Here is a 21,627-nt window from a genome sequence, read left to right as displayed (position 1 = left end):
TTAAACTTCATTTGATTGCAATGCATACTCTTTATAATCGCCGTGTTGGTGCGTTTGCACAAACTTAACTGCCTCGCTTAGATCAAAGAAGACATTGTTCTCATTCAGAATTTCTTTCAAACCAGTACGTTTCAGTGTATCTCGTACTGGTCCTATCAAATCACAAATAAGTAGCTCCACCTTCTTTTCATTCAGATAGACCAACAATTCTCTTAATCCCAACGCTGCTGTAGCATCCAAATAACTCACTGGACCTGCATCCAAAATAATGGTTTTTAATTGACCATTGGATTCCTCCACGCTATCTTCAATGTATTCTTTAAAATACTGAATGTTGATAAAAGTGAGTGGACCATCCATTCGCAGTATCATCACTCCCTCCCATTTTTCCAGATCTTTAAAGCGCTTAATATTTCTAAACTCATGATGTCCTTTTACCCGACCCAACTGAGCAATATGTGGATATGCCAACTTGTACAGCAAAATCAAAATTGACAATACAATACCCGACACAATACCCGGGACCATGCTAAAATTCAAAGTCACTAAAAAAGTGACCATCAACAGCGCAAATTCCACTTTACTATCTTTCCAAAGTTGTTTGGCATATACCCAATCAACCAATCCAACCACCGCAACCATGATCACAGATGCAAGAATTGCTGTCGGTAAGAAATAAAACAATGGAGTAAGAAATATCAAAGTCAAGCCTACCAATACCGCACTGATAATAGAAGAAAGAGGAGTATTGGCCCCCGATTGATAATTTACTGCTGACCTGGAAAATCCTCCTGTCACCGGAAAACTTTGAAAAAACGACCCTACCAAATTGGATGCTCCCAAGGCAATTAACTCCTGATTGGGAATGATTTTATAGTTTCTCTTCTTCGCCTCGATAGCTTTGGATACTGAAAAAGCCTCCATGAATGCCACCACCGAAATGGTCAGGGCCAGCGGCACCAGTTCTCCAAGCTGTCCAAGACTAAACTGAGGCATTTTGAACGCTGGCAGTCCATCGGGAATGGTTTTCACAATACTTACCCCAGACTGGTCTAACTTCATGAAATAAACCAGCATAGTTCCCAAAGCCACCGCCAGCAATGCTCCTGGTATTTTGTTATTGATTTTATTGACACCCTTAATAATCACAATCCCCAACACTCCAATAATGAGTGTGATGACATGCGTTTGCTCCACACTCTGGATAGCACTCCACAGGATTTCATATACTTTATTGCTTTTATCGAGCTCTACTCCCAGTAGGTATTTGAGTTGGTTGAGACCAATAATCAGGGCTGCTGCTGAGGTGAACCCACTAATTACAGGCTTGGCGAGTAAATTGGTAATGAAACCCAAACGGGCCACTCCCAGGAGCAATTGAAATAACCCCATGAAAAATGCCAGCAAAATAGCAAAACCAATATAAGCATCCGTTCCTTCTGTAGCCAGTACAGAAACTCCTGCCGCTACTAAGAGAGAGTCCATAGCCACGGGAGCCACTGACAGCTGACGAGAGGTGCCAAATATCGCGTAGATGAGCTGAGGTACTATAGAGGCGTATAAACCATACACAGGAGGCATGCCGGCGATCAATGCATAGGCCATACCTTGTGGTATTAACATGATTCCCACCGTAATACCAGCAAAGACATCTCCGCTCAAATCTTCCTTTTTATAGGCCGGTAGCCAGCTGGCAATGGGTAGTATTTTTTGGATTATGTTCATGTAGTTACATCTTCAAATTTACAAGCTCAAAACTAGACCTTGACTGTCTCGTCCGATGTAACATTTGTCACACACGATCAGAGAATCTCTATTCTATTACGATGCTGTTCAATTTTCTCTTCTTTCTCCAATTGCTTCAATAATCGGGACACAACCACTCTGGATGTATTCAATTCATTAGCTATTTGCTCATGCGTCTTATTGATTACAAACGATCCAGACGCTTGCTTCTTATCGAGCAGGTATTTGTAAAGACGCTCATCCATTTTCAAAAACACCACACTATCTATCGTGTTGAGCATCTCATCAAAACGTGTCTGATAGGCATCAAAAACGAATTTTCTGAATGAAGGGTATTTTACTACCCAACTATCGATATGCCCCATTGGAATCATCCAAAGTACTGAGTCCTCCTCAGCGATCACATTAAAGGCTTTCTTCTTACCCTCTATGCAACAGGTAATGGACATGGCGCATGTTTCACCACCCTCAAGAAAGTAAAGAAACACTTCATTGCCATTAGGGTCTCTTCTCATCACTTTCAGCAAACCTTCGAGCACAATAGGCATTTCATTACTGTCACTCTCCGGACTAATGACCACTCCCCCAGCCTTCACCTTTTTCAGACGGCCAATTGTCATGATCTCATCAGCCAGTTTAGGTTCAAGCTGAGAGTTATTGAGTACTTTATTTACAAGTTCTTGCATAGTTTTTCTAGTAAATAAGGGTGCTGTAGCCCTTTTGCTGATACTCTACCAGGGTAGTAATAGCTGATAGTGTCAGGTCTACCTCTTCATTGAGCCATTCCTGTTTAAATCCACGTCTCAGTAGCGCCTGACTACATACCATTACTTTGACTCCTTGCTCTTTCAATGCCTTGATCAACAGCAAATCAGGATTATCCGTCCCATACTTTTCATTGAACCCAGCATTGCTAATCACCGTCTTGGTAGCACCTCCGTGCACAATCACTGCTACATCCAACTGTGATGGCTGTATACCAGCCAAACCATAAAGGTTGATCAATCTGGCAACACGGTCTAACGATTTATTAGTTCCTTCTCCTGTTGTTTGGTCACTGGCTATATCAATAATGATTTTACCTCCTTCCGTGGGCATTATTGCTTCCGGAGCCCTTACCACTCCTCCATATCCTTTGATAACAGGATACTCCAACTCTTGTGCTATTGCCGAGATACTGACCAAAGTCAATGCAAAAATGAAAAGTGTTCGCATATCTAAATGTAAAAGATTTTGAGCTATTAACGCTCAGTTTCTTCGGGTTTGTCCTTACCAAAACCATGAAGGTTTTGCCCTATAAAACCTTTAGGAAACTTCTCTACACCAGGAAAGCCAAGTTTGATATCTCGCCCTTCATAGGGAATGTAATCCGTACGAAACAAATAGTCCCAGATACTCAAGGTAATCCCAAAATTCACTCCGTTTTTATGACTCTCCGGCATGTTGTGAGCATGATGCCAGATGTGCATTTGTGGGTTATTGAAAATGTATTTTAAAAAGCCCAAGTTCACTTTGATGTTTGAATGATTAAAATGACCTACTGCCAATGTAAAAATGTGGATGATAAAGAAGTCTCTTAGTCCAATACCTATTAGTGCTAAAGGAATATATTCGATAGAACGATAGACAATGGTTTCCATCCAATGGTATCTTAAATGCGCCGCAAAACCCATCTCCTCTACCGAGTGGTGTACTTTGTGAAACTCCCATAGTCTCGGGCTAGTATGCAATAATCTATGGGTCCACCACTGCACAAAATCTCGAACCACAAACCCAACTAACAAGTGTGCCCAAATCGGCCAGCTCATCACTTCAAAGGCTACCAGGTTTTGGATGCCGATAGATGCTAACAAATCATTGAAGAAATGTACCACCAAATTGGAAGCTGCATTGTAAATGATCAGGGAGAACAAGAAGAAATTAAAGAACATATAGAAGAAGTCCAACCAGAAATCCTTTCTGAACCTGGCCTGATCTTTACGCCATGGCTTGGCCCACTCCAGCATCAAAAAGAACAACGATACTCCTACTAACCAATAGAAGTAATTGTGCCAGGCAGGGTGTGTGATTTCCTGCCACAGGTAATTGGCATAGCCTACATACCCATTGATGATTTCATCTATGAACTCTTTCATCTTTATGCGTCATTTACTGGATAAAGATACGGATTAGCTGCTGGTCTGGATCGTAACAATTGTTACACTGAAATTAACAATTTAGTTCGGCTGATCGGAAGTTTTGAAGGGGAATATGCCGATCAGATACTAACCTTGCGATTTGGAAAAGATTCCGTTATTTTGGAGGTAGTTAAAAAAAGGGTTATCCATTTACAAACATTAATACAAATGAATAGGTCAAATTATAAGGCGGATAAGCGACATGGTCACATATCCGGAAATTGTAGGTAATTGTTCCCATTCGCAAATGACACCTGAAGAACTGAAATATCAAACATTAGAAATATTTCAACGGAACAGACAAACTCCGAATGCAGAATTTAATGAGTCTAGGTTTCTCGACTTTTTATTAACTCCTCCAACATCAAAGAACAATATCAAGAACTCGTTTAAAGGAGTTAAACGGTATTATAGATTCTTTGAAGACGTAGAACTAACATTTGGGATCTGTTTTACCCTTTCTGACCAAGACCGATTCTACTCTGTGGATCAGTTCGTAAAGAAAACGAAGGAGCGAATCGGAAAAGGAAGAGGAAACAAGATGATCATTCAACGTAGATTGGATCAGAAGAAAAATTATTCAATTCATATCATCCTAACTTTCATATTTCTAGTGGTTATCTCCTTTCTTCGATTCCATTGGACTAGCGTAATTGTAGGGGTTGGCTACTCAACTGCAATGTGGTGGATTCTGAGCAACGAACTTCGAACTAAGCAACATGATAAGAAACTCTACGAAATCATAAAAGCTCAAAAATAACTAATCATCGCTAGTTCGTGTTTGCATCGCGGACTACTAAACTCTGAAGTTTGTAACTTTCTCTAATCCGCGTTTACAACGCGGATTGATAAACTTTCAAGTTTGTAACTTGACTAAATAAATTCAATTTTAACCAACCCCTTCACTCCTGAATAGTCCCTGGCAGAACTAAACAAATAATGCTCAGGCTCTTCTACTATCATAGCTTTTACTGGATTTTGATGGATATAATCTAATCTACCATCGATCATACCACTTGTAAGTTCAATGACATGATTATCATCTTTCCAGAATTTAAAATTTGTAATTCGCTTAAGATTACGTCCAGCAAAACGAAATTGATTCAACATCCATTCTCTCCTGCTTTCAAGTTCATTTTCTATTCGATCTATTATTCGTTTCGCAGTAAACTTTTTCAAATCACGAATGATGTCGGATAGTCTAAATCCTTCATTTGCTCTGACAATCAAATGAAGATGATTACTCATAAGACACCATGAGTAAATCGTAAGTCCTTTCGATTGGATACAATAATTGAGTGAATCCACTATATCTAATTTATATTCTTTTCGAGTGAAAACATCTATCCAACCCACTACCGTGAACGTAAGAAAATACAAAGCATTTTGATCGGATATGAGATAACGGTCACCAGACATCTTACAATACTATGAAATCTGTCTTGACAATAGGAATCATCAAACGCATTGTAAATGCTAAGATTTAACCATCCTCGTTGCAAACGAGGATGAGGTAAAGGATTCTGAGCAACGAGCTTCGAACTAAGCGACATGATAAGAAACTCTACGAAATCATAAACGCTCAAAAATAACTACTCATCGCTAGTCCGTGTTTGCAACGCGGATTGATAAACTTTCAAGTTTGTAAGTTGACTCGACACTTTCAACCTCCACAGTCCTTAAAACAACCTATTTTCCAACTCTTGACGTCTGGTTAATTTGATATCGAATGATAACACCAGTTCATGTGTCCCGTAACTGGAAGCCTCAAGTTCATTGAGCGGAAACTGATAGGAATAACCAAAATGATACTTTCCATCCTCTGAATACAAAAAATTAAATCCTGCTCTCTTTAAATTACGAACAGATAAGCCCAGCCAAACCTTTTCCCCAATCAGCAACTGCCCATTGATATCTGCCAGCAATTCTTCATCTTGATAATTCAATAAGAAAGAGGGCTTAATCAACAACCCATTCGTCAACTTAATGAACAAACCACCGGTGAGGTTATAAACTGGTGATACTCCTTTGGTGTAGATTTCCTCTATTTCCACTTTTGAACCTGTGATTCTCGGCATTCCTACACCCAGGTATAAGCGTTTGGATTTATACATCATTCCAAATCCAAATGAAGGAGTTGTAGAAGTAGATCTTCCGCTTCCTACCAACGGATCATCAGACACCTCGGTATTAAGTTTGGATGGATCCTCTGAAGAAAACATGGTTCCTCCCTGTAGTCCGAATGAAAGTGCTGAATTATGCATTTCTATTCGATAACTATACTGAAGGTTAATTTCAGTGTCGGAGTTGATCCCATAGCTATCTTTTACAAGCGAAAAACCAATTGCACTATGATAAGAAAAGGTGCTAGAACCAACCAATGTATGGGTAAAAGGAGCACCATCTACCCCAATCCATTGCCCCCTACTAATCAAGGTAACATTTGCATGATCATGAATGCCAGCATAGGCCGGATTGATCATGGTTTGATTCATCAAGTACATATGCGGAGGAATGATATTCTGCCCGTAGATGGTTTCTGCGAGCAAAATAAACAAGGTTATTGCGAGTGATTTTTTCATTTAGTTCCTGATTAGTTGTACAAAGCCTATTTTCTTATCTCCGTTCCCAAGTCGTATGACATAGTAATAAGCACCGGATTCTAGAGACTTGTTATTTCCCTGGTTACTATCTCCTTCGAACCGTACATTTTGATTGTTATAGTCTTTGGTGTAATACACTAATCTTCCAGCTCTATTGAAAATGGAGATTTCATTACCAAAATAATTGTTGATTCCCGAAATTTTAAAGAAGTCATGCTTACCGTCATCATTCGGAGTGAGCACATTATAAACCTTAAGGGACGATTCCTCTGGAGTAACCTCACCAATCAAGTAAATCTTAAAATCAGCAAAATTGCTAACGATGGTCATTTCACCAGTATTAGATCCTTCTCTTTCTGCCGATAGTTGAATATCAAATTCAGCAGATGATTCAGGTAGAATAGAAAAGAGTTCTCCGATTATTGTAAAATCTTCAGACTCAATGACTATCTCTTCTACTTCCAATGTCTCATGTTTTGATGGATTGAAAACGACAAATGAACGGGTACTAGGGTTTCCAATTGTAGTACTTCCGAAATCCACTATGGCATTGGAAAGAATGACTTCTTCCGTGGCATTATCAATCACCTCTATTTCTTCCTCCTCAACTATTCCAGTAATTGTAAATTCAAATAGGGTACTGTTTGGATCATTTGATTGAATGGTAATAGATGAGGAAAAAGCACCTACATTCAAATCATTGATAATAATGGATAAAACTCCAGAATTATTTGGAGCCACTTCCCAATGAGAGGTATTGATTTGAATTGCATTATTACTTGATTCGATTGAGTTAATGATTAAACTATCCGTTCCAACATTAGCTATCATGAACTGCACTTCCGTATTGATCCCTTGCTTAAATAAGCCTATGTCAACTAATGAATTCTCCTGGATCACCTCCGGAGGATCACTCATACCTACATGGAGCTCTATAGACGGTTGAAGAATAGCAGAAACCTCTCCTGATACTGAAAAAACAAATGTTCCTTCATCCGCATCATTATTCGTGATCGTGATATCTGCAGAAAACACACCTACTGACGTACCTGATAATGAAACTGTAAAGGTATCAGTATCTCCGGTAAGGATGGTCGACAGAGAACTGCTGATAGTGAATGATGGATCACTAGAAGTAATGTCAGAAATGGATAAATCCGCTGTTCCCGTGTTCTCAATTGCGAACGTCTGAAGGATTTCACTTCCTGGAAGAACACTTCCAAAATCAACGAATGTGCTCTGGCCATTAATAATTGACTTACCTGAGTTATCTGTCCCAACAAATACAGCTATTTCTGGGGTCGCTAGTTCCTCAATTTCACCTATGACTGGAAAGACAAAAGTTCCTTCATTCAGGTCATCACTGATGATTGTAATATCACCAGAAAAGCTTCCTGATACTATTCCTGATAATGTGACTGAAAAAGTCTCTGTAGCGCCGGAAACGATGACATCAACTGAGCTATCAATAGCAAAGGACGACTCGCTGGAAGTAATATCAGAAATGGTCAAGTCCGCCGTACCCGTGTTTTCAATGACAAAGGTCTGGACGAGATCTGTTCCATGGGATGAATTACCGAAATCAATTGCTGCAGTTTGATTACTCTCAATCGAAGTGCCAGTATTATCAGACCCTGCATATAGGTTAATTTCAGGAGCAGTAATTTCTCCCAGTACCGAAAACGTGAAGGTGCTTTCATCGATATCATCATTGGTGATGGTTATTTCACCAGCAACTAAGCCAGCTGATGTCCCAGATAATGTGACAGTAAAATCTTCTGTCGCTCCCGGAGCTATGCTATTAAAGGAACTAGTAATGACGAAAGAAGCATCACTGGAAGTAATATCCGAAATGGACAAATCTGCAGTTCCAGTATTCTCAATGGCAAAAGTCTGTACCAGATCACTTCCTAGAAGAACACTTCCTAAATCTATTGCTGCGGTTTGATTACTGACAATCGAGGCACCTGTATTATCGCCTCCTGCATATAGTGCAATCTCTGGTGAGGTGATTTCTCCTACAACCGCAAATACGAAAGTGCCTTCATCTGTATCGTCATTAATAATTGTAATCTCTGCTGTAAAAGTACCAGCCATTGATCCAGATAAAGTAACTGTAAAGGTCTCTGTAACTCCGGGAGCGATGCTTCCAATAGAACTAGAAAGTGTAAACGATGGATCACTTGAAGTGATGTCCGAAATGAATAAGTCTGCAGTTCCTGTATTCTCAATAGCAAAAGTCTGAACCAGATCACTTCCCTGAAGAACACTCCCTAAATCAATTGCTTCGGTTTGGTTATTGTTAATCGAAGCTCCAGTATTATCAGACCCAGCATACAAATCGATCTCTGGCGCTGGAGCAACAATCACACCGCTAATAGGGAAAACAAAAGTACCTTCATCCGCATCGTCATTGGCGATGGTTATTTCACCAGAAAACACACCTACTGATGTCCCTGTCAAAGTGAGGGTAAAGACTTCTGTTGCTCCTGAAGCAATGCTATTAATTGAACTAGTAATAGAAAAAGAAGCTTCGCTAGAGGTAATATTCGAAATAGATAAGTCCGCTGTACCTGTATTCTCAATAACAAAAGTCTGGACAATATCTCTTCCTTGAACCGAAGTACCGAAATCAATGCTTGAAGTTTGTCCATTGGCAATCGTAGTACCAGTATTATCCGATCCAACAAACACGTCTATCTCAGGAGCTGGTTCAACAACCTCACCTTCAATTGAAAAAACAAAAGTCCCCTCATCCGCATCATCATTGGTGATGGTAATGTCAGCGGTAAAACTTCCCGCTGTTGAACCAGATAAAGTGACTGTGAACGTCTCAACAACTCCAGGAGCAATGGTTGTGACAGTGTTATTAACTGTAAATGAAGGATCGTCAGAAGTAATATTTGAAATAGTTAAATCAGCAGTTCCTAAATTCTCAATGGCAAAAGTCTGGACGATATCTGTGCCTTGAACAGAAGTACCAAAATCAATGATGGTGGTTTGCCCATTGGTAACGGAAGTACCTGCATTATCTGCTCCAGCATAAAGGGAAATTTCAGGTGCTGTGATCTCTCCTACTACAGGAAAAACAAATGTACCTTCATCTGCATCGTCATTAGTGATGGTAATGTCTGCATTAAAATTCCCAGCGGTTAATCCAGACAAGGTAACCGTAAAGTTCTCTGAAGCTCCAGCAGCAATAGTGTCAATTGAGCTACTTATGGAGAAGGATGCATTACTTGAAGTGATATCCGAAATGATTAAATCTCCAGTTCCTGTATTCTCAATAGCAAAAGTCTGAGCGATATCACTTCCCAGAAGTATGCTTCCAAAATCAATTGCAGTGTCCTGATTATTGGAGATTGATGGAGCGGTGTTATCTACTCCTGCAAAGAGGTCGATTTCTGGAGCAGGTGGCTCTACAACCTCCCCTGAAACAGAAAAGGTAAATGGGTTTTCATCCGCATCATTACTATCAATACTTACATCACCAGTAAAACTTCCAATACTCGCTCCAGACAAGGTAATTGTAAAGGTTTCAGTGGCTCCTGCCACTATAGTAGAAATAGAGCTATTGATACTAAAGCTAGCATCATTAACCGTAATACTTGAAATCGTTAAATCTAAGGTACCTACATTTTCAATGGAGAATGTCTGTGTTATATCAGCCCCTTGGATCTCAGTTCCAAAATCGACGATATCAGATTGAGCAGCTGTAAGCTCAGGAGCTGTATTATCAGCTCCGTTATAAACAGCTATTTCAGGGCTCGGCACTTGATTATCTCCGATTATAGTCCAGAAATAGGTATCAGTTAAAATCTCTCGATTGGACGCCGCAGATGAGGAATAATACAGCCCACTTGCACCTAATGTTCGAGAGGTGCGAATTTGCGATTCAGCTCCCTCCAGCGTACTCCACCCTATCAATGTTGCATCGTAATTGCTTACTGATAAATTGGTCCCATCCAGCATATTCCTAAAATCCGAAACACTGCTTATGTCCCAACTCCCAAGGTTTTGATTGAAAGAGGAGGCTCCATCAAACATTAGATACATACTAGAGATGTTGCTTACATCCCAACTAACAAGACTCTGATTGAATGCAGTGGCATTTCTAAACATAGAGGTCATATGCGTAACTGAGCTCACATCCCAACTACTGATATCTTGATTGAATGGGGAGAATTGAAACATATAACTCATATTCGTCACATTCGCCGTACCAGTGCCTGCAGTCCAGTCGAGAGCCTGTCCTCCGTTGTTAAAAGCCAATGCTCCATTAAACATCTGCTCCATTGTGAGGACGCTGCTGACATCCCATCCGCTGATATCTCTATTGAATGCAAATGCTAACCGAAACATCATCGTCATATCCGTCACATTGGACGTATTAGTCCAATTGAGAGGGCGATTGAACCCATCATTAGCAAAAAACATTTGCCTCATATTTGTTACACTGCTGACATCCCAATCACTGATATCTTGATTAAAAACATCTGCAGAGGAGAACATGGACTCCATTGTGATGACACTACTAACATCCCATGTATGTATTGGTTGATTGAACGAAGTGGCACTGTGGAACATATGAGACATGTCCGTCACATTGGCTGTTTCTGTTGTCCAGTCGAGTGCAACCCCACCATTGTTAAAGGAACTAGCCTCAGTGAACATGTAGCTCATGGTAGTCACACTACTAACATCCCATGTACTGATATCACTATTAAATGAACTAGCTAATCGAAACATGTGAGACATATTGGTTACTCCTGATAATTCTGGAGTATCTGAGGCATTGTTTATCAAATGGTTACAGCCATAGAACGCTCTTTCCATAGAAGACCAAAAAAAGAAAGCACCCCATTGCTCTATAGAGATTAATTTATTCTTCTCAGAACCGTTATTCATATAGAAATGAGGGAAAACACCCGAAATAGCTATTTCATAAGTATCTCCAATGGTTAAACCAGTGATGGTGTAATCCCCTGTTTGACCAGATATAAATCCGTCACCAACTCCCGAATTGGAGAGGTTGGTCCAAGTGATACTATAATTATATGTACCAGATAATGTATTGGTTGGTATAGTGATTTCACCATCATCCGTCACCCAGGTGGTAATGAAAGGGGTGGGCGAAGCTGACTGTGCTAACACCTGAATAGTCAGTAATAATAATCCTATAAGCATCATCCATTCCTTCGAATGAATGACTTGGTGCGAACGGTTTTTCATTGTGGTCGAGCAAAAAATTATGCTCAAAAAACCATTGATTTAGCTAATATTTCCCCACCCTACCCGGGTAGTTGTGCTAAAAACTGATCAAAAAATATTGAATTTTAGGATTCTGACATCACCTGTCTAGCTTCAAGGCGAGAGGATACACCAATCTTACTGTAAATATTTTTTAGATGGTATTTCACCGTGTTGACACTTAGATGAACACTCTCTGCAATCTCTGCATTGGTCTTATTGGTTACTGCCAATTGAAGGATTTCTGCCTCACGTTCTGAGAGGTCATTATGAAAAGCCGTTTGGATTTTCTTAATGTCAGTTTCAATTTCTGAAAGCTTCACTTCCGAATAAATTCTACTTATTCTCAGCCTTAGACTTTCAATTTCTTCATTGAGAAGTTGGTGTTTCAGTTTGTTTTTGGCTTGACGCTGTGAAAAGAGAATAACCAGGAAAATAAGTGCTAGCAATGCTAAACCAGAAATAATCATCAATGCTACAGTTTGCAGAGATTTCTTCTCATTCTCTAGTTGGAGTTTAGCGATCTCAAGTTCTCTTTTTTCCTTTTCAAATACTTGTTCTAATTCCGTAGTTCGATCTATCAACTGTTGGTCATGATACTTATCCTTCATTTCCTCATACTTCAATCGTTGAGCATATGCCAATTCAAGATCACCGTTCAATCGATGAAACTTGGCGGTCATTTCATAGTAAGGGATGGCCAGATTCAGGATTTTATCAAAAGGTCCTAATTCTTTCAAGCTATCTAAATAAGGCTTTGCGGGACGATGTTCATCCTTATTGAGGTAATAGGTAGCAAGTCCGAAATACACATAAACTTTATCGCTTGTAGGTGTATATTCATTGATCAATTCTCTAGCCTTATTGTAATAACTGAACGAGCTATCCAATTCTTCCAATTTCTCAAAAGACTGGCCAATAACTACCAAAGGCTGTAATTCGTATGATTGGTTTTGCAAGCTCCTCGCCAAATCTATATTTGATTTCGCTACTTGAATAGCGCTATCGTATTCTTCCAATAGTAAATAAATACTCGCCAGATTAGACGAGGCATTATATGTTTTCTTGGGTTCATCAATTGATTTATAAATGTCGATGGCTTCCAGCAGTGCCTTTTTGGCCATTTCATTTTGTTTGGTTCTTCTAAAAACAAGCGCTTTATTATTCCAAGCTCTTGCTATTCCCATTTGATCACCCATTGATTTATAAATACCCTGAGCTTCCTCGTATACATTGAGAGCGTCTTCAAGTTTGCCGCTCATCAAGTAGATGTTACCAATATTGAATGTCGCTTTGACCAACCCACTTGTATCTTGATTTTGTTGAGAGACTTCTCTCGCTTTGTCATAGTAACCAATTGCACTATCCAACTCATATTGACAGTAATAGGCACTTCCAATGGATGAATAACCAAGACTGATCAGTTTTGGGTTATCGATTTTACGTGATATTAAAAAACCTTCTTGCGCATGAAAATTGGCCGAATCAAAACTAAATTCTGCCCATTCATAGCTTAATGCATAGTAGACCTCTACCCTTTCTTCATTAGACTCTGCATGAACTAGTTCTTGATGAAGCGAATCTATTATTGACTGATTTTGAGAATAACCAAAATGAGCAACCAAACAAGCGATAATAACAAGGAGCATTCGATGCATTTTCATGCTATTGATAATTCTAAAAAATAAAATATCCTGATTTGATCGATACATGATTTGAGAAAGAGAGGCTTACCGTGATTTACAATTTATTGTTTAAAAGTAGTAGATCAATACTTTTATTGCCATCATAATCATAAATTCATGCAAGAAACCAACAGCAATCTGTATTTGTAACCTTGATTGATAAATTATCAAGTTTGTTACTCCTGGCAGATCTAAACAAATAATGTTCAAGCTCATTGATTTACTTAACTATTTGTTAAGGATGCTAAGAGAAAATAAATTTGAATTTTATGAATGGCTAATTCATCATTGATAGCCGAATATTAAAATCTAGTATCTAGCCTGAATGATTAAAAACACCCTTTATTTCCTGTATTTAATTCTATCAATAAGTCTTGGATGCAACACAACACATCAACAACCTAGGGCAAATGCATTTAAAAGTTTAAACGTACCTAACCTTTATGCCAGGGTTAACGATTATGCAGATATCCTCACTGACCCGGAAGAAGACCAACTGAATGACCTTCTCAAATCTCTCGAAGACTCGATTGGCTCACAACTTATCATCTTAACTATTGACTCCTTAGATGAACGCACCATTGAAGAATATTCCATGGATGTTGCCAATGACTGGAGAATAGGACGAGCAGACTATAATGATGGGATTCTCATCACACTCGCAATGAAAGATCGAAAAATTCGAATTGAAGTTGGTTATGGACTAGAGCAAATCATTCGTGATGAGATTGCGAAAAAGATAATCGATAGTACAATGCTTCCTGAGTTCCGAAAAGGTGACTTCTACTCAGGATTAACTAAAGCATCTCAAGTACTGATTGACTTAATTTACGGCAATCCTAACCTAGTAGGCAATAAATGGACACCAGAAAAAAAAGAAGAATAACAAGGGGTTTTTAATTCATCCAAACTAAAGATGTTCGCCACCGAAGAATTTAAAATCAATGAACTAGGAATTCAGATTCTGAAAAATAGCCAGGTCTATAAAAGCATTGACTTTGTTGATTTACAAACAGTAGAATTTAAATATGGCCCACAGACAAAATATCCAATTCGTACGCTGCTATTTGGCTTGATACTTATTACAATCTCAAATTCAATCTTTTACTACTTCGGTCCATTTCATTTTGAATTTCCCACAAACCACCCCAAAGCACAAATTGCGGGACTAATGATCTATGCTTTTCTGATGCTAATGGGACTTTCGGCATTGTACTTAGTAGTAATAAGAGCTCGGATTCTCGTATTAAAGTTAAATAATGGAAAGATCGAAGTATTACAGCTCAAAAAACTAAATAAAGAGAACAGGATTCATGATCTTATTGAATTCCTTCAAGGTAGAGTAATAGCAAATCGAATTAAAATTAATTTGTAATAAACCCACTCCTATCAGCTACTAACCTCCCAAAATCAACCGTCAATGATCTACTTACTTGGTGCTATCATCATTTTAGCCATTGCTGTTACAGGCATAATGATTTCTAGAAGGCGTACTGCTCGTAAAACACTTCAATCGATTCGCAAAAGCTGGGGTCAACCCAAAGACGATCCTTCAGATTATTACCTCATCGAACGATATTCCAATTATGAGCAAGCTAAAAACAAACCCTATCATAAACTTAGCGAGCAGACCATTAACGATCTAGACCTGAGAGGAATTTTTGCTTTTATAGATCGGACTACAAGTCGAATAGGCCAGCAGTATTTGTTCAAAGTCTTGACAGAACCTTCTACTTCTTTGACCAATCCATGGAAGAAACTGACTGAGCTTTTTAGCAATACTGCCCTGCGAGAAAAAACTCAGGTGTTACTGCACAAACTAAGTGATCGGGATGCTTACCACCTGCAGTCCTTGTTCTCAGAAGAGCAAATGGCTAAACCTAAATGGTATAACCTATTGTTTTTGAACCTTACAGCAATCATTTGCTTGATCGTACTCTCCTTCAAATACCCAGTTTGCTTGCTGTTCTTATTGATGCCAATCACCATCAGTTTGATTGTCCACTTTTGGAATAAGAACAATACGCTGGTTTACATGCAGTCCCTACCTCAGCTCAATCAATTAATGATAGTAGCTAAAGAACTCAATCAATCAAATCCTGAACTGTATCAAGAGGAAGTCACTGATGCTTTAGGAAAATTGAAAGGTTTCAAACGAAAATACAGTTTGATTAGCTTCAGACCAGGAGGCAATGTTCAAGATGAGCTTTCAGCTCTCGTTTTTGGTCTATTTGAGATGTTCAAAAACTTCTTCATGGTGGAAGTATTTGCACTTTTCGAACTACTGGAGGAACTGAAAGAAAAAGAACAAGCAATCCTGACATTATTTGAATATGTTGGAGAAGTGGATACCGCCATTTCTATCTGCTCACTGCAAACTAGTGATGCTAACCTCTGCTATCCAACATTTAGCTCTGAAGAAAAGCAATTAACAGCAACCAATATTTACCATCCGCTGATTCCGGACTGTGTCCGAAACTCCATCACCATTCATGGTAAAAGTGTCTTGATCACCGGATCGAATATGTCCGGTAAGTCTACCTTCTTACGCACATTGACAATCAACTCGATTCTTGCGCAGACTCTACATTTATGTTTTGCAGATTCATTTGAAGCTCCAATTCTCAAGGTAGCCAGCTCTATCCGTATTGATGACAATCTCTTCCAGGGAAAGAGCTATTACCTACAGGAAGTGAATGTTATTGGTGATCTACTAAAACAATCTTCAGCGTCCGAATCTAGTTTCTTTGTGCTGGATGAAGTATTTCGAGGAACGAATACTCTGGAGCGAATCGCTGCGGCAAAAGCAGTACTCTCACATCTCAATCAAGGTAACAATCTGGTGATGGTAGCCACCCACGATCTGGAATTAGTGGAGTTACTTCAGGACAGTTTTGATCTGTATCACTTTACTGAAGACATTACCAATGACGAGTTGGTATTTGATCATCAGCTAAAAGAAGGACCATTAACCACCCGGAATGCAATCAAACTATTGAAAATTTCAGGATACCCTCAGGCTGTAATTGATGAAGCGATGAGTCTTAGTAAAGAGTGCTAGATCAAACAATCACCCCCTAACTAGTCCGCGTTTGCAACGCGGATTCATAAACTATCAAGTTTGAAACTTGGCTAAATAAATACAATATTTACCAAGCCCTTCACTCCTGAATAGTCCCTTGCAGAACTAAACAAATAATGTTCAGGTTCCTCTACAATCATAGCCTTTACAGGATTTTGATGGATGTAATCCATTCTAGCCGCTATCATCCCGCTTGAAAGTTCGATAGCATGATTATCATCTTTCCAGAATTTAAAATTTGTAATACGCTTTAGATTGCGTCCTGCAAATCGGAACTGATTCAACATCCAATCTCTCCTACTTTCTGGCTCATTTTCAATTCGATCAAGGATTTGTTTTGCTGTGAACTTTTTGAAATCACGGATGATATCGGACAACCTATAACCTTCATTTGCTCTTATAATCAAATGAAGGTGATTACTCATAACACACCATGAATAAACCGTAAGCCCTTTAGATTGAATGCAATAATTAAGTGAGTTTACTATATCTAACCTATATTCTTTTCGAGTGAAGACATCTATCCAACCCACTACAGTGAATGTTAGAAAATACAAAGCATTTTGATCAGATATTAGATAACGGTCGCCAGACATTTAGCAATATATCTAATTAATGATGATAATGTTGGTATAAGTCGCATTACAAATGCTCTGCTTTATACATCCTCGTTACAAACGAGGATGAGATCATAAATAAATGCATTTATAAACATTATCCCCTTGTACAATAGTTACTAATAGTAATGAGTAAAATCAGTACAAGCAAATTAATCCCTGCCGCAGTAACCATCGTTTTGATAGGTACACTTGCTGCGTTCTATTTTTTCAACTCCTCATTTCATGATTTTGCCAATGAAGGATGGAAAGTACTCACGAGTGAAAATCAAGATAAGATTCAAGCCTGGGTGAAAGAACTGTCTTTTTGGGGCCCCATCATCATTCTTGCCGGATTCATTATTCAAATGTTCGCTTTTGTGATACCATCGTGGCTATTGATGGTAGTAAGTATCTTAGCTTATGGTCCCTGGAAAGGTAGCTTATTGGCAATAACTGGAGTTTTGTTAGCTTCTGTGCTAGCCTATGGCATCGGAAACTACCTCAGTGAGTACACGCTACAGAAACTGCTTGGTAAAAAGTCAGAGAAAAAAATGAAGTCTTATCTCGAGCAGTATGGCTTCTGGATAATTGCCATTTTCCGATTCGCTCCTTTCCTATCCAATGACACTATCAGTTTCGTGGCTGGTCTATCTTCTATGCGGTTTTGGAAATTCGTGGCAGCAACTACCATCGGGATTTTACCCTTGATAGGTTTCATAGCCTACCTTGGAGATTCTACCGATCGATTAAAAACCGGATTCATCTGGGCTTCTGCAGTTTGTTTGGTCGGATTTGGACTTTACATCTGTTGGGATCAGAAAAAACAAAAAGCCTAACCATTTGTACAAATCATTCAATTATTTGTAAAAGAATATCATGATCTTCCAATAATTCATAGTTTCTCAAGAACTTCGCTAAAAATATGTCGATACATCGATCGTATCTTCAATAACTAAAAAGCGACACATGAAGAAAGCGCTACTAGCATTAGCTGCAGGAGGATTTGGAATTGGAATGACGGAGTTTGTGATTATGGGAATTCTTCCTGAAATCGCTGAAGCTCTTGACATAACCATTCCTGAAGCTGGACATTTTATTGCAGCTTATGCATTGGGTGTGGTAGTAGGAGCCCCCCTTCTTACAGCAATCGGTAGTAAATGGCCTCCAAACAAAGTGCTTGTTGGTTTGATGATTTGGTTCACCGTATTCAACTCGCTTTCGGGGTTTGCCAACAGCTATTGGACACTTTTGATGATGCGCTTTTTATCAGGACTTCCGCACGGTGCTTTCTTTGGCATTGGAGCAGTTGTTGCCAGTAGAATTGCCACTAAAGGCAAAGAAGCACAAGCAATTGCAGCCATGTTTTCTGGTTTGACTTTAGCCAACATTATTGGAGTACCCATTGGCACCTATCTGGGCCAGGAATTTCATTGGAACATTGCGTTTTTCATTGTCGGAGTGATCGGATTAATCACCATTTTGAGTGTAAAACTTTGGATGCCAGCTATGCCTCCTTCGTCTAGTGGCTCTCTGGCTGCCGATTTTAAGATCTTCAAGAAACTAGAGCTTTGGATGGTCTTTTTGCTCACGACTATCGGAACTGGGGGATTCTTCGCCTGGTACAGTTATATCGCTCCATTAATAACTGAAGTAGCCGGACATGATCCAGCGGTAGTAAGCTATGCCATGATTCTGGCTGGAACAGGCATGTTCTGTGGCAACTTTATTGGAGCCAAACTCGCCCAAAAGATGCAACCGATTTACGCAGTTGCGGTGGCACTAGGCGGAATGGCCATATTATTGGCATTGAATACCTACCTGGCGAGTTCGCAAGTATGGGTTTTGGTAATGACTTTCTCTATTGGAGTAATCGCTTTCTGTGTTTCTACTCCTATCCAGATGGCCATGATCAACTCTGCCAAAGGGTCTGAGATGTTGGGTTCATCACTCAATCAAAGCGCCTTCAATATGGGAAATGCTTCTGGAGCCTATTTTGCAGGATTGCCTATAGCAGCAGGTTTTGGATTCACATCCGCAGACTGGGTTGGAGCAGCAATGGCCTTGTCTGGGGTGATCTTGACTTTCGTAATTGTACAAATGCGGAAGTCAAGTGAAAAGAAAAAGCTGGCTAGTGTATAAATATTTTAATGGGAGTGTAAGAAATAAGCTATTTGGTCTACTAAATGGTTAGAACTTGTTTTCAACCCAATCGACCAAACGCTTATGAAATACATTGCTGTTCAAATCAACCCTTCCCAATCTGGTTACACCAAACTCAATAACCAGATTAATTCGTTAACAAACATTCTTTCCGCTCTGGAAAAGAGAAGCTTGACGGAGGCAGATATCGAGTTTATCAATGCACAAATCACACTGCTAAACGAATTTGACGGATCTGAAAAAGCGCTAACCAAAAATATCCGTAATTCAATTCGAGCAATTCTGAAGCAAGTAGAAAAATCAGTCAAAATTGTTCCAAAAGGCTACTATCGAAATCTATACATGGCCATTGGAATCTCATTTGGAGTACCATTTGGAGTAGTTTTCAGTTCTACACTGGACAATATGGCTTTCTTAGGGGTAGGTATTCCCATTGGAATGACAATCGGAATAGTGATTGGCTCGCAGATGGATGAAAAAGCTAGAAAAGAAGGACGTCAACTCAATATTGAAGTGGCTCAGTAACCAACTAACTCTTCACCCCTAGAATGATGAATACACGTTTATTGAATTCACTTCCATTAGCAATACCTGTTTCTATACTCACTTTTGCGGTATTTCTGGTGACATACTCAAGTATTCAATTAGATGATACATTGGCCATGGGCATCATCTATGACCTGACACTAACAAGTCCTATCCTATATCTGATTGCTATTTGGAAAACCAAAACGCCCAAAATCACTGCAGTTCCAGTATTCATTTTAGGCATTGTTATAGCCACATTTCTGATTCCCGAGGATAAGCAATTTCACCTCAACCTTATCAAAAATTTCCTACTTCCAGTAGTAGAATTAAGTGTCCTGGGTCTTGTCATTTACAAGGTCAATCAAGGAAAGAAAGCGTTTTCCAAATCCGAAGAATCTGACTATTACTTCAAACTCAAGACTGCAGCCAAAGAGATACTTCCAAGCGCAAGAGTTGCTAATATCCTCGCTACAGAGATTGGGATGATCTACTATGCCTTGATCAGTTGGAAGAAGTCGAAGCCAAGAAACAATCAGTTCACTTATCATAAAGAGAATGGTGCTATGGCATTAATGTTCATCATCATTGTCATGATTCTGGTAGAGACCATTGCTCTACATTTCCTTCTCATTCGCTGGAATGAAGCAGTAGCATGGGTACTGTTTGTGTTGAGTTTATATACTGCACTCCAAATATTAGGTCATGCGAAGGCTATGAAACGACGATTCATCGAAGTAAGCGATGCTAACCTGATTCTTAAATATGGACTTTTTGGAGACATTGCTATCCCCCTAGAATTAATTGATCAAATACTTCCTACCTCAAAAGATTTGGACGAATCTCAATCTAAAAATGCTGTGCGGTTATCATTACTTGGTGAAATGGAATCTCATAACTGCATTATTCATTTAAAAGACATGGTCACCATCACCGGAGCATATGGTTTAAAGAAAACAGGATCTATTATTCTGCTTTCGATTGATGACAAAAACTTCTTTACAGAACTGTTAGATCAAAAAATTGCTCTTAGAAATAGTAATTGAGCCGGATCAACTCATCAAATCGGAAAGAATTTACTGCTTTAAAGTTGATATTAAAGCTGGAATAATTGCGTTCATCTTCCAATTCCAGATCATCAAGAACCTTATTGGTCGATTTACCAAAGGCAAAATCAGATACAAAATTTCCAAGAAGTACTTCAAGAGAAAGTTGTGGTAATGGAAAAAAGTAAAAACCAGCGTTCAAAGACAATAACACACCATACCCGGTTGAATTAGCCTCATATTCATTGACATCATTTTGCTCATAAGAAAGTACGTGATAGTGCTCAAGCAGGTAATGATATTCATTACGCTCCCAATACCCACTTAGTGCTGGTTCAACTAAAAAACCTATTTTATCATTCATAGGCAGATAGTATCTCCAAAATACCCCTAATGAGAGATTGGTAGAGTTTCTGTCTGTTGAATTACGTCGTTCTATTTGTTCAGTACTGTCAAGATAACGAACATACTGATTAGCTGAAGTTGACGTTAATACGCCAAACCTCAACCCAATCAATTGATTATCCGCATAAAACCTTCCATAATATGGACTAAAACCAAAGGAGGTATAACGATTTTCATTATCAACCATGAAGTAATCCAGATAATCATCGTCAGATTCCGAAACATTGAAAGAGAAGCTTCCGCCCAGCATTTTATAGCCTTCTTTCAGACCTTCTTGTGCATAAGATGTAATAGCAATAAATAGAGCAGCAATGGTGGCAATAGTTTTCATCAAGATATGGTTTAGTTA

General features: G+C 39.1%; 17 protein-coding genes. 7 read left to right on the top strand and 10 right to left on the bottom strand.

Translation table 11 applies throughout. The annotated features are described in order from the left end of the window. From NXS00_RS10415 to NXS00_RS10400, 4 genes are all read right to left on the bottom strand, one after another. A complete protein-coding gene (locus tag NXS00_RS10415) occupies positions 1-1,725 on the bottom strand; it encodes a SulP family inorganic anion transporter (protein ID WP_258099128.1) in 1,725 nt (574 codons plus the stop codon). Positions 1,726-1,802: 77 nt separating this feature from the next. After that, entirely contained in the window at positions 1,803-2,432 is a 630-nt protein-coding gene (locus NXS00_RS10410; RefSeq protein ID WP_258099127.1) for a Crp/Fnr family transcriptional regulator, read from the bottom strand. Positions 2,433-2,439: 7 nt separating this feature from the next. Next, complete coding sequence (locus NXS00_RS10405; protein WP_258099126.1) at positions 2,440-2,961, bottom strand: DsrE family protein; 522 nt, start codon at positions 2,959-2,961, stop codon at positions 2,440-2,442. 26 nt (positions 2,962-2,987) lie between these two features. Further along, entirely contained in the window at positions 2,988-3,881 is an 894-nt protein-coding gene (locus tag NXS00_RS10400) for a sterol desaturase family protein (RefSeq protein ID WP_258099125.1), read from the bottom strand. 289 nt (positions 3,882-4,170) lie between these two features. Between NXS00_RS10400 and NXS00_RS10395 the strand changes: the two genes are divergently transcribed. Further along, complete coding sequence (locus tag NXS00_RS10395; RefSeq protein WP_258099124.1) at positions 4,171-4,683, top strand: hypothetical protein; 513 nt, start codon at positions 4,171-4,173, stop codon at positions 4,681-4,683. A gap of 113 nt (positions 4,684-4,796) precedes the next feature. On the opposite strand, the gene NXS00_RS10390 is transcribed toward NXS00_RS10395, so the two are convergent. From NXS00_RS10390 to NXS00_RS10375, 4 genes are all read right to left on the bottom strand, one after another. After that, the gene (locus NXS00_RS10390; protein WP_258099123.1) at positions 4,797-5,342 is read right to left on the bottom strand and encodes an REP-associated tyrosine transposase; all 546 of its coding nucleotides are present in this window, start codon (positions 5,340-5,342) and stop codon (positions 4,797-4,799) included. 260 nt (positions 5,343-5,602) lie between these two features. Continuing rightward, positions 5,603-6,505, bottom strand: coding sequence for a PorP/SprF family type IX secretion system membrane protein (locus NXS00_RS10385; protein ID WP_258099122.1), 903 nt, complete (start codon positions 6,503-6,505; stop codon positions 5,603-5,605). Further along, positions 6,506-11,758 (bottom strand): choice-of-anchor D domain-containing protein, encoded by a 5,253-nt coding sequence (locus NXS00_RS10380; RefSeq protein ID WP_258099121.1) that lies wholly within the window; start codon positions 11,756-11,758, stop codon positions 6,506-6,508. Positions 11,759-11,862: 104 nt separating this feature from the next. Then, positions 11,863-13,488, bottom strand: coding sequence for a tetratricopeptide repeat protein (locus NXS00_RS10375; RefSeq protein ID WP_258099120.1), 1,626 nt, complete (start codon positions 13,486-13,488; stop codon positions 11,863-11,865). Between the two features lie 298 nt (positions 13,489-13,786). On the opposite strand from NXS00_RS10375, the gene NXS00_RS10370 reads away from it, so the two are divergent. Then, positions 13,787-14,347: a TPM domain-containing protein gene (locus tag NXS00_RS10370; protein ID WP_258099119.1), complete on the top strand. Its 561-nt coding sequence runs from the start codon at positions 13,787-13,789 to the stop codon at positions 14,345-14,347. Positions 14,348-14,881: 534 nt separating this feature from the next. Next, positions 14,882-16,522 carry a MutS-related protein gene (locus NXS00_RS10365; protein ID WP_258099118.1) on the top strand — a complete coding sequence of 547 codons (1,641 nt, stop codon included), beginning with the start codon at positions 14,882-14,884 and terminating at the stop codon, positions 16,520-16,522. A 71-nt stretch (positions 16,523-16,593) separates the two neighbouring features. Here the strand turns inward: NXS00_RS10365 and NXS00_RS10360 are convergent, their stop codons facing one another. Continuing rightward, positions 16,594-17,139, bottom strand: a complete 546-nt coding sequence (locus NXS00_RS10360) for an REP-associated tyrosine transposase (RefSeq protein WP_258099117.1) — start codon at positions 17,137-17,139, stop codon at positions 16,594-16,596. Positions 17,140-17,288: 149 nt separating this feature from the next. On the opposite strand from NXS00_RS10360, the gene NXS00_RS10355 reads away from it, so the two are divergent. From NXS00_RS10355 to NXS00_RS10340, 4 genes are all read left to right on the top strand, one after another. After that, positions 17,289-17,978 carry a TVP38/TMEM64 family protein gene (locus NXS00_RS10355; RefSeq protein ID WP_258099116.1) on the top strand — a complete coding sequence of 230 codons (690 nt, stop codon included), beginning with the start codon at positions 17,289-17,291 and terminating at the stop codon, positions 17,976-17,978. A 130-nt stretch (positions 17,979-18,108) separates the two neighbouring features. Continuing rightward, positions 18,109-19,281 (top strand): MFS transporter, encoded by a 1,173-nt coding sequence (locus NXS00_RS10350; protein WP_258099115.1) that lies wholly within the window; start codon positions 18,109-18,111, stop codon positions 19,279-19,281. 84 nt (positions 19,282-19,365) lie between these two features. Further along, positions 19,366-19,827 carry a glycine zipper domain-containing protein gene (locus NXS00_RS10345; RefSeq protein ID WP_258099114.1) on the top strand — a complete coding sequence of 154 codons (462 nt, stop codon included), beginning with the start codon at positions 19,366-19,368 and terminating at the stop codon, positions 19,825-19,827. Positions 19,828-19,850: 23 nt separating this feature from the next. Beyond that, positions 19,851-20,873, top strand: coding sequence for a hypothetical protein (locus NXS00_RS10340; protein ID WP_258099113.1), 1,023 nt, complete (start codon positions 19,851-19,853; stop codon positions 20,871-20,873). On the opposite strand, the gene NXS00_RS10335 is transcribed toward NXS00_RS10340, so the two are convergent. Continuing rightward, positions 20,857-21,609, bottom strand: a complete 753-nt coding sequence (locus NXS00_RS10335) for a hypothetical protein (protein ID WP_258099112.1) — start codon at positions 21,607-21,609, stop codon at positions 20,857-20,859. The genes NXS00_RS10340 and NXS00_RS10335 overlap by 17 nt on opposite strands. Positions 21,610-21,627 lie beyond the last annotated feature (18 nt).

The organism is Marinoscillum pacificum (assembly GCF_024714495.1).
Taxonomy (GTDB): domain Bacteria; phylum Bacteroidota; class Bacteroidia; order Cytophagales; family Cyclobacteriaceae; genus Marinoscillum; species Marinoscillum pacificum.
Note: the sequence above shows the minus strand (reverse complement) of the source record. Positions and strands in the feature narration are given on the sequence as shown.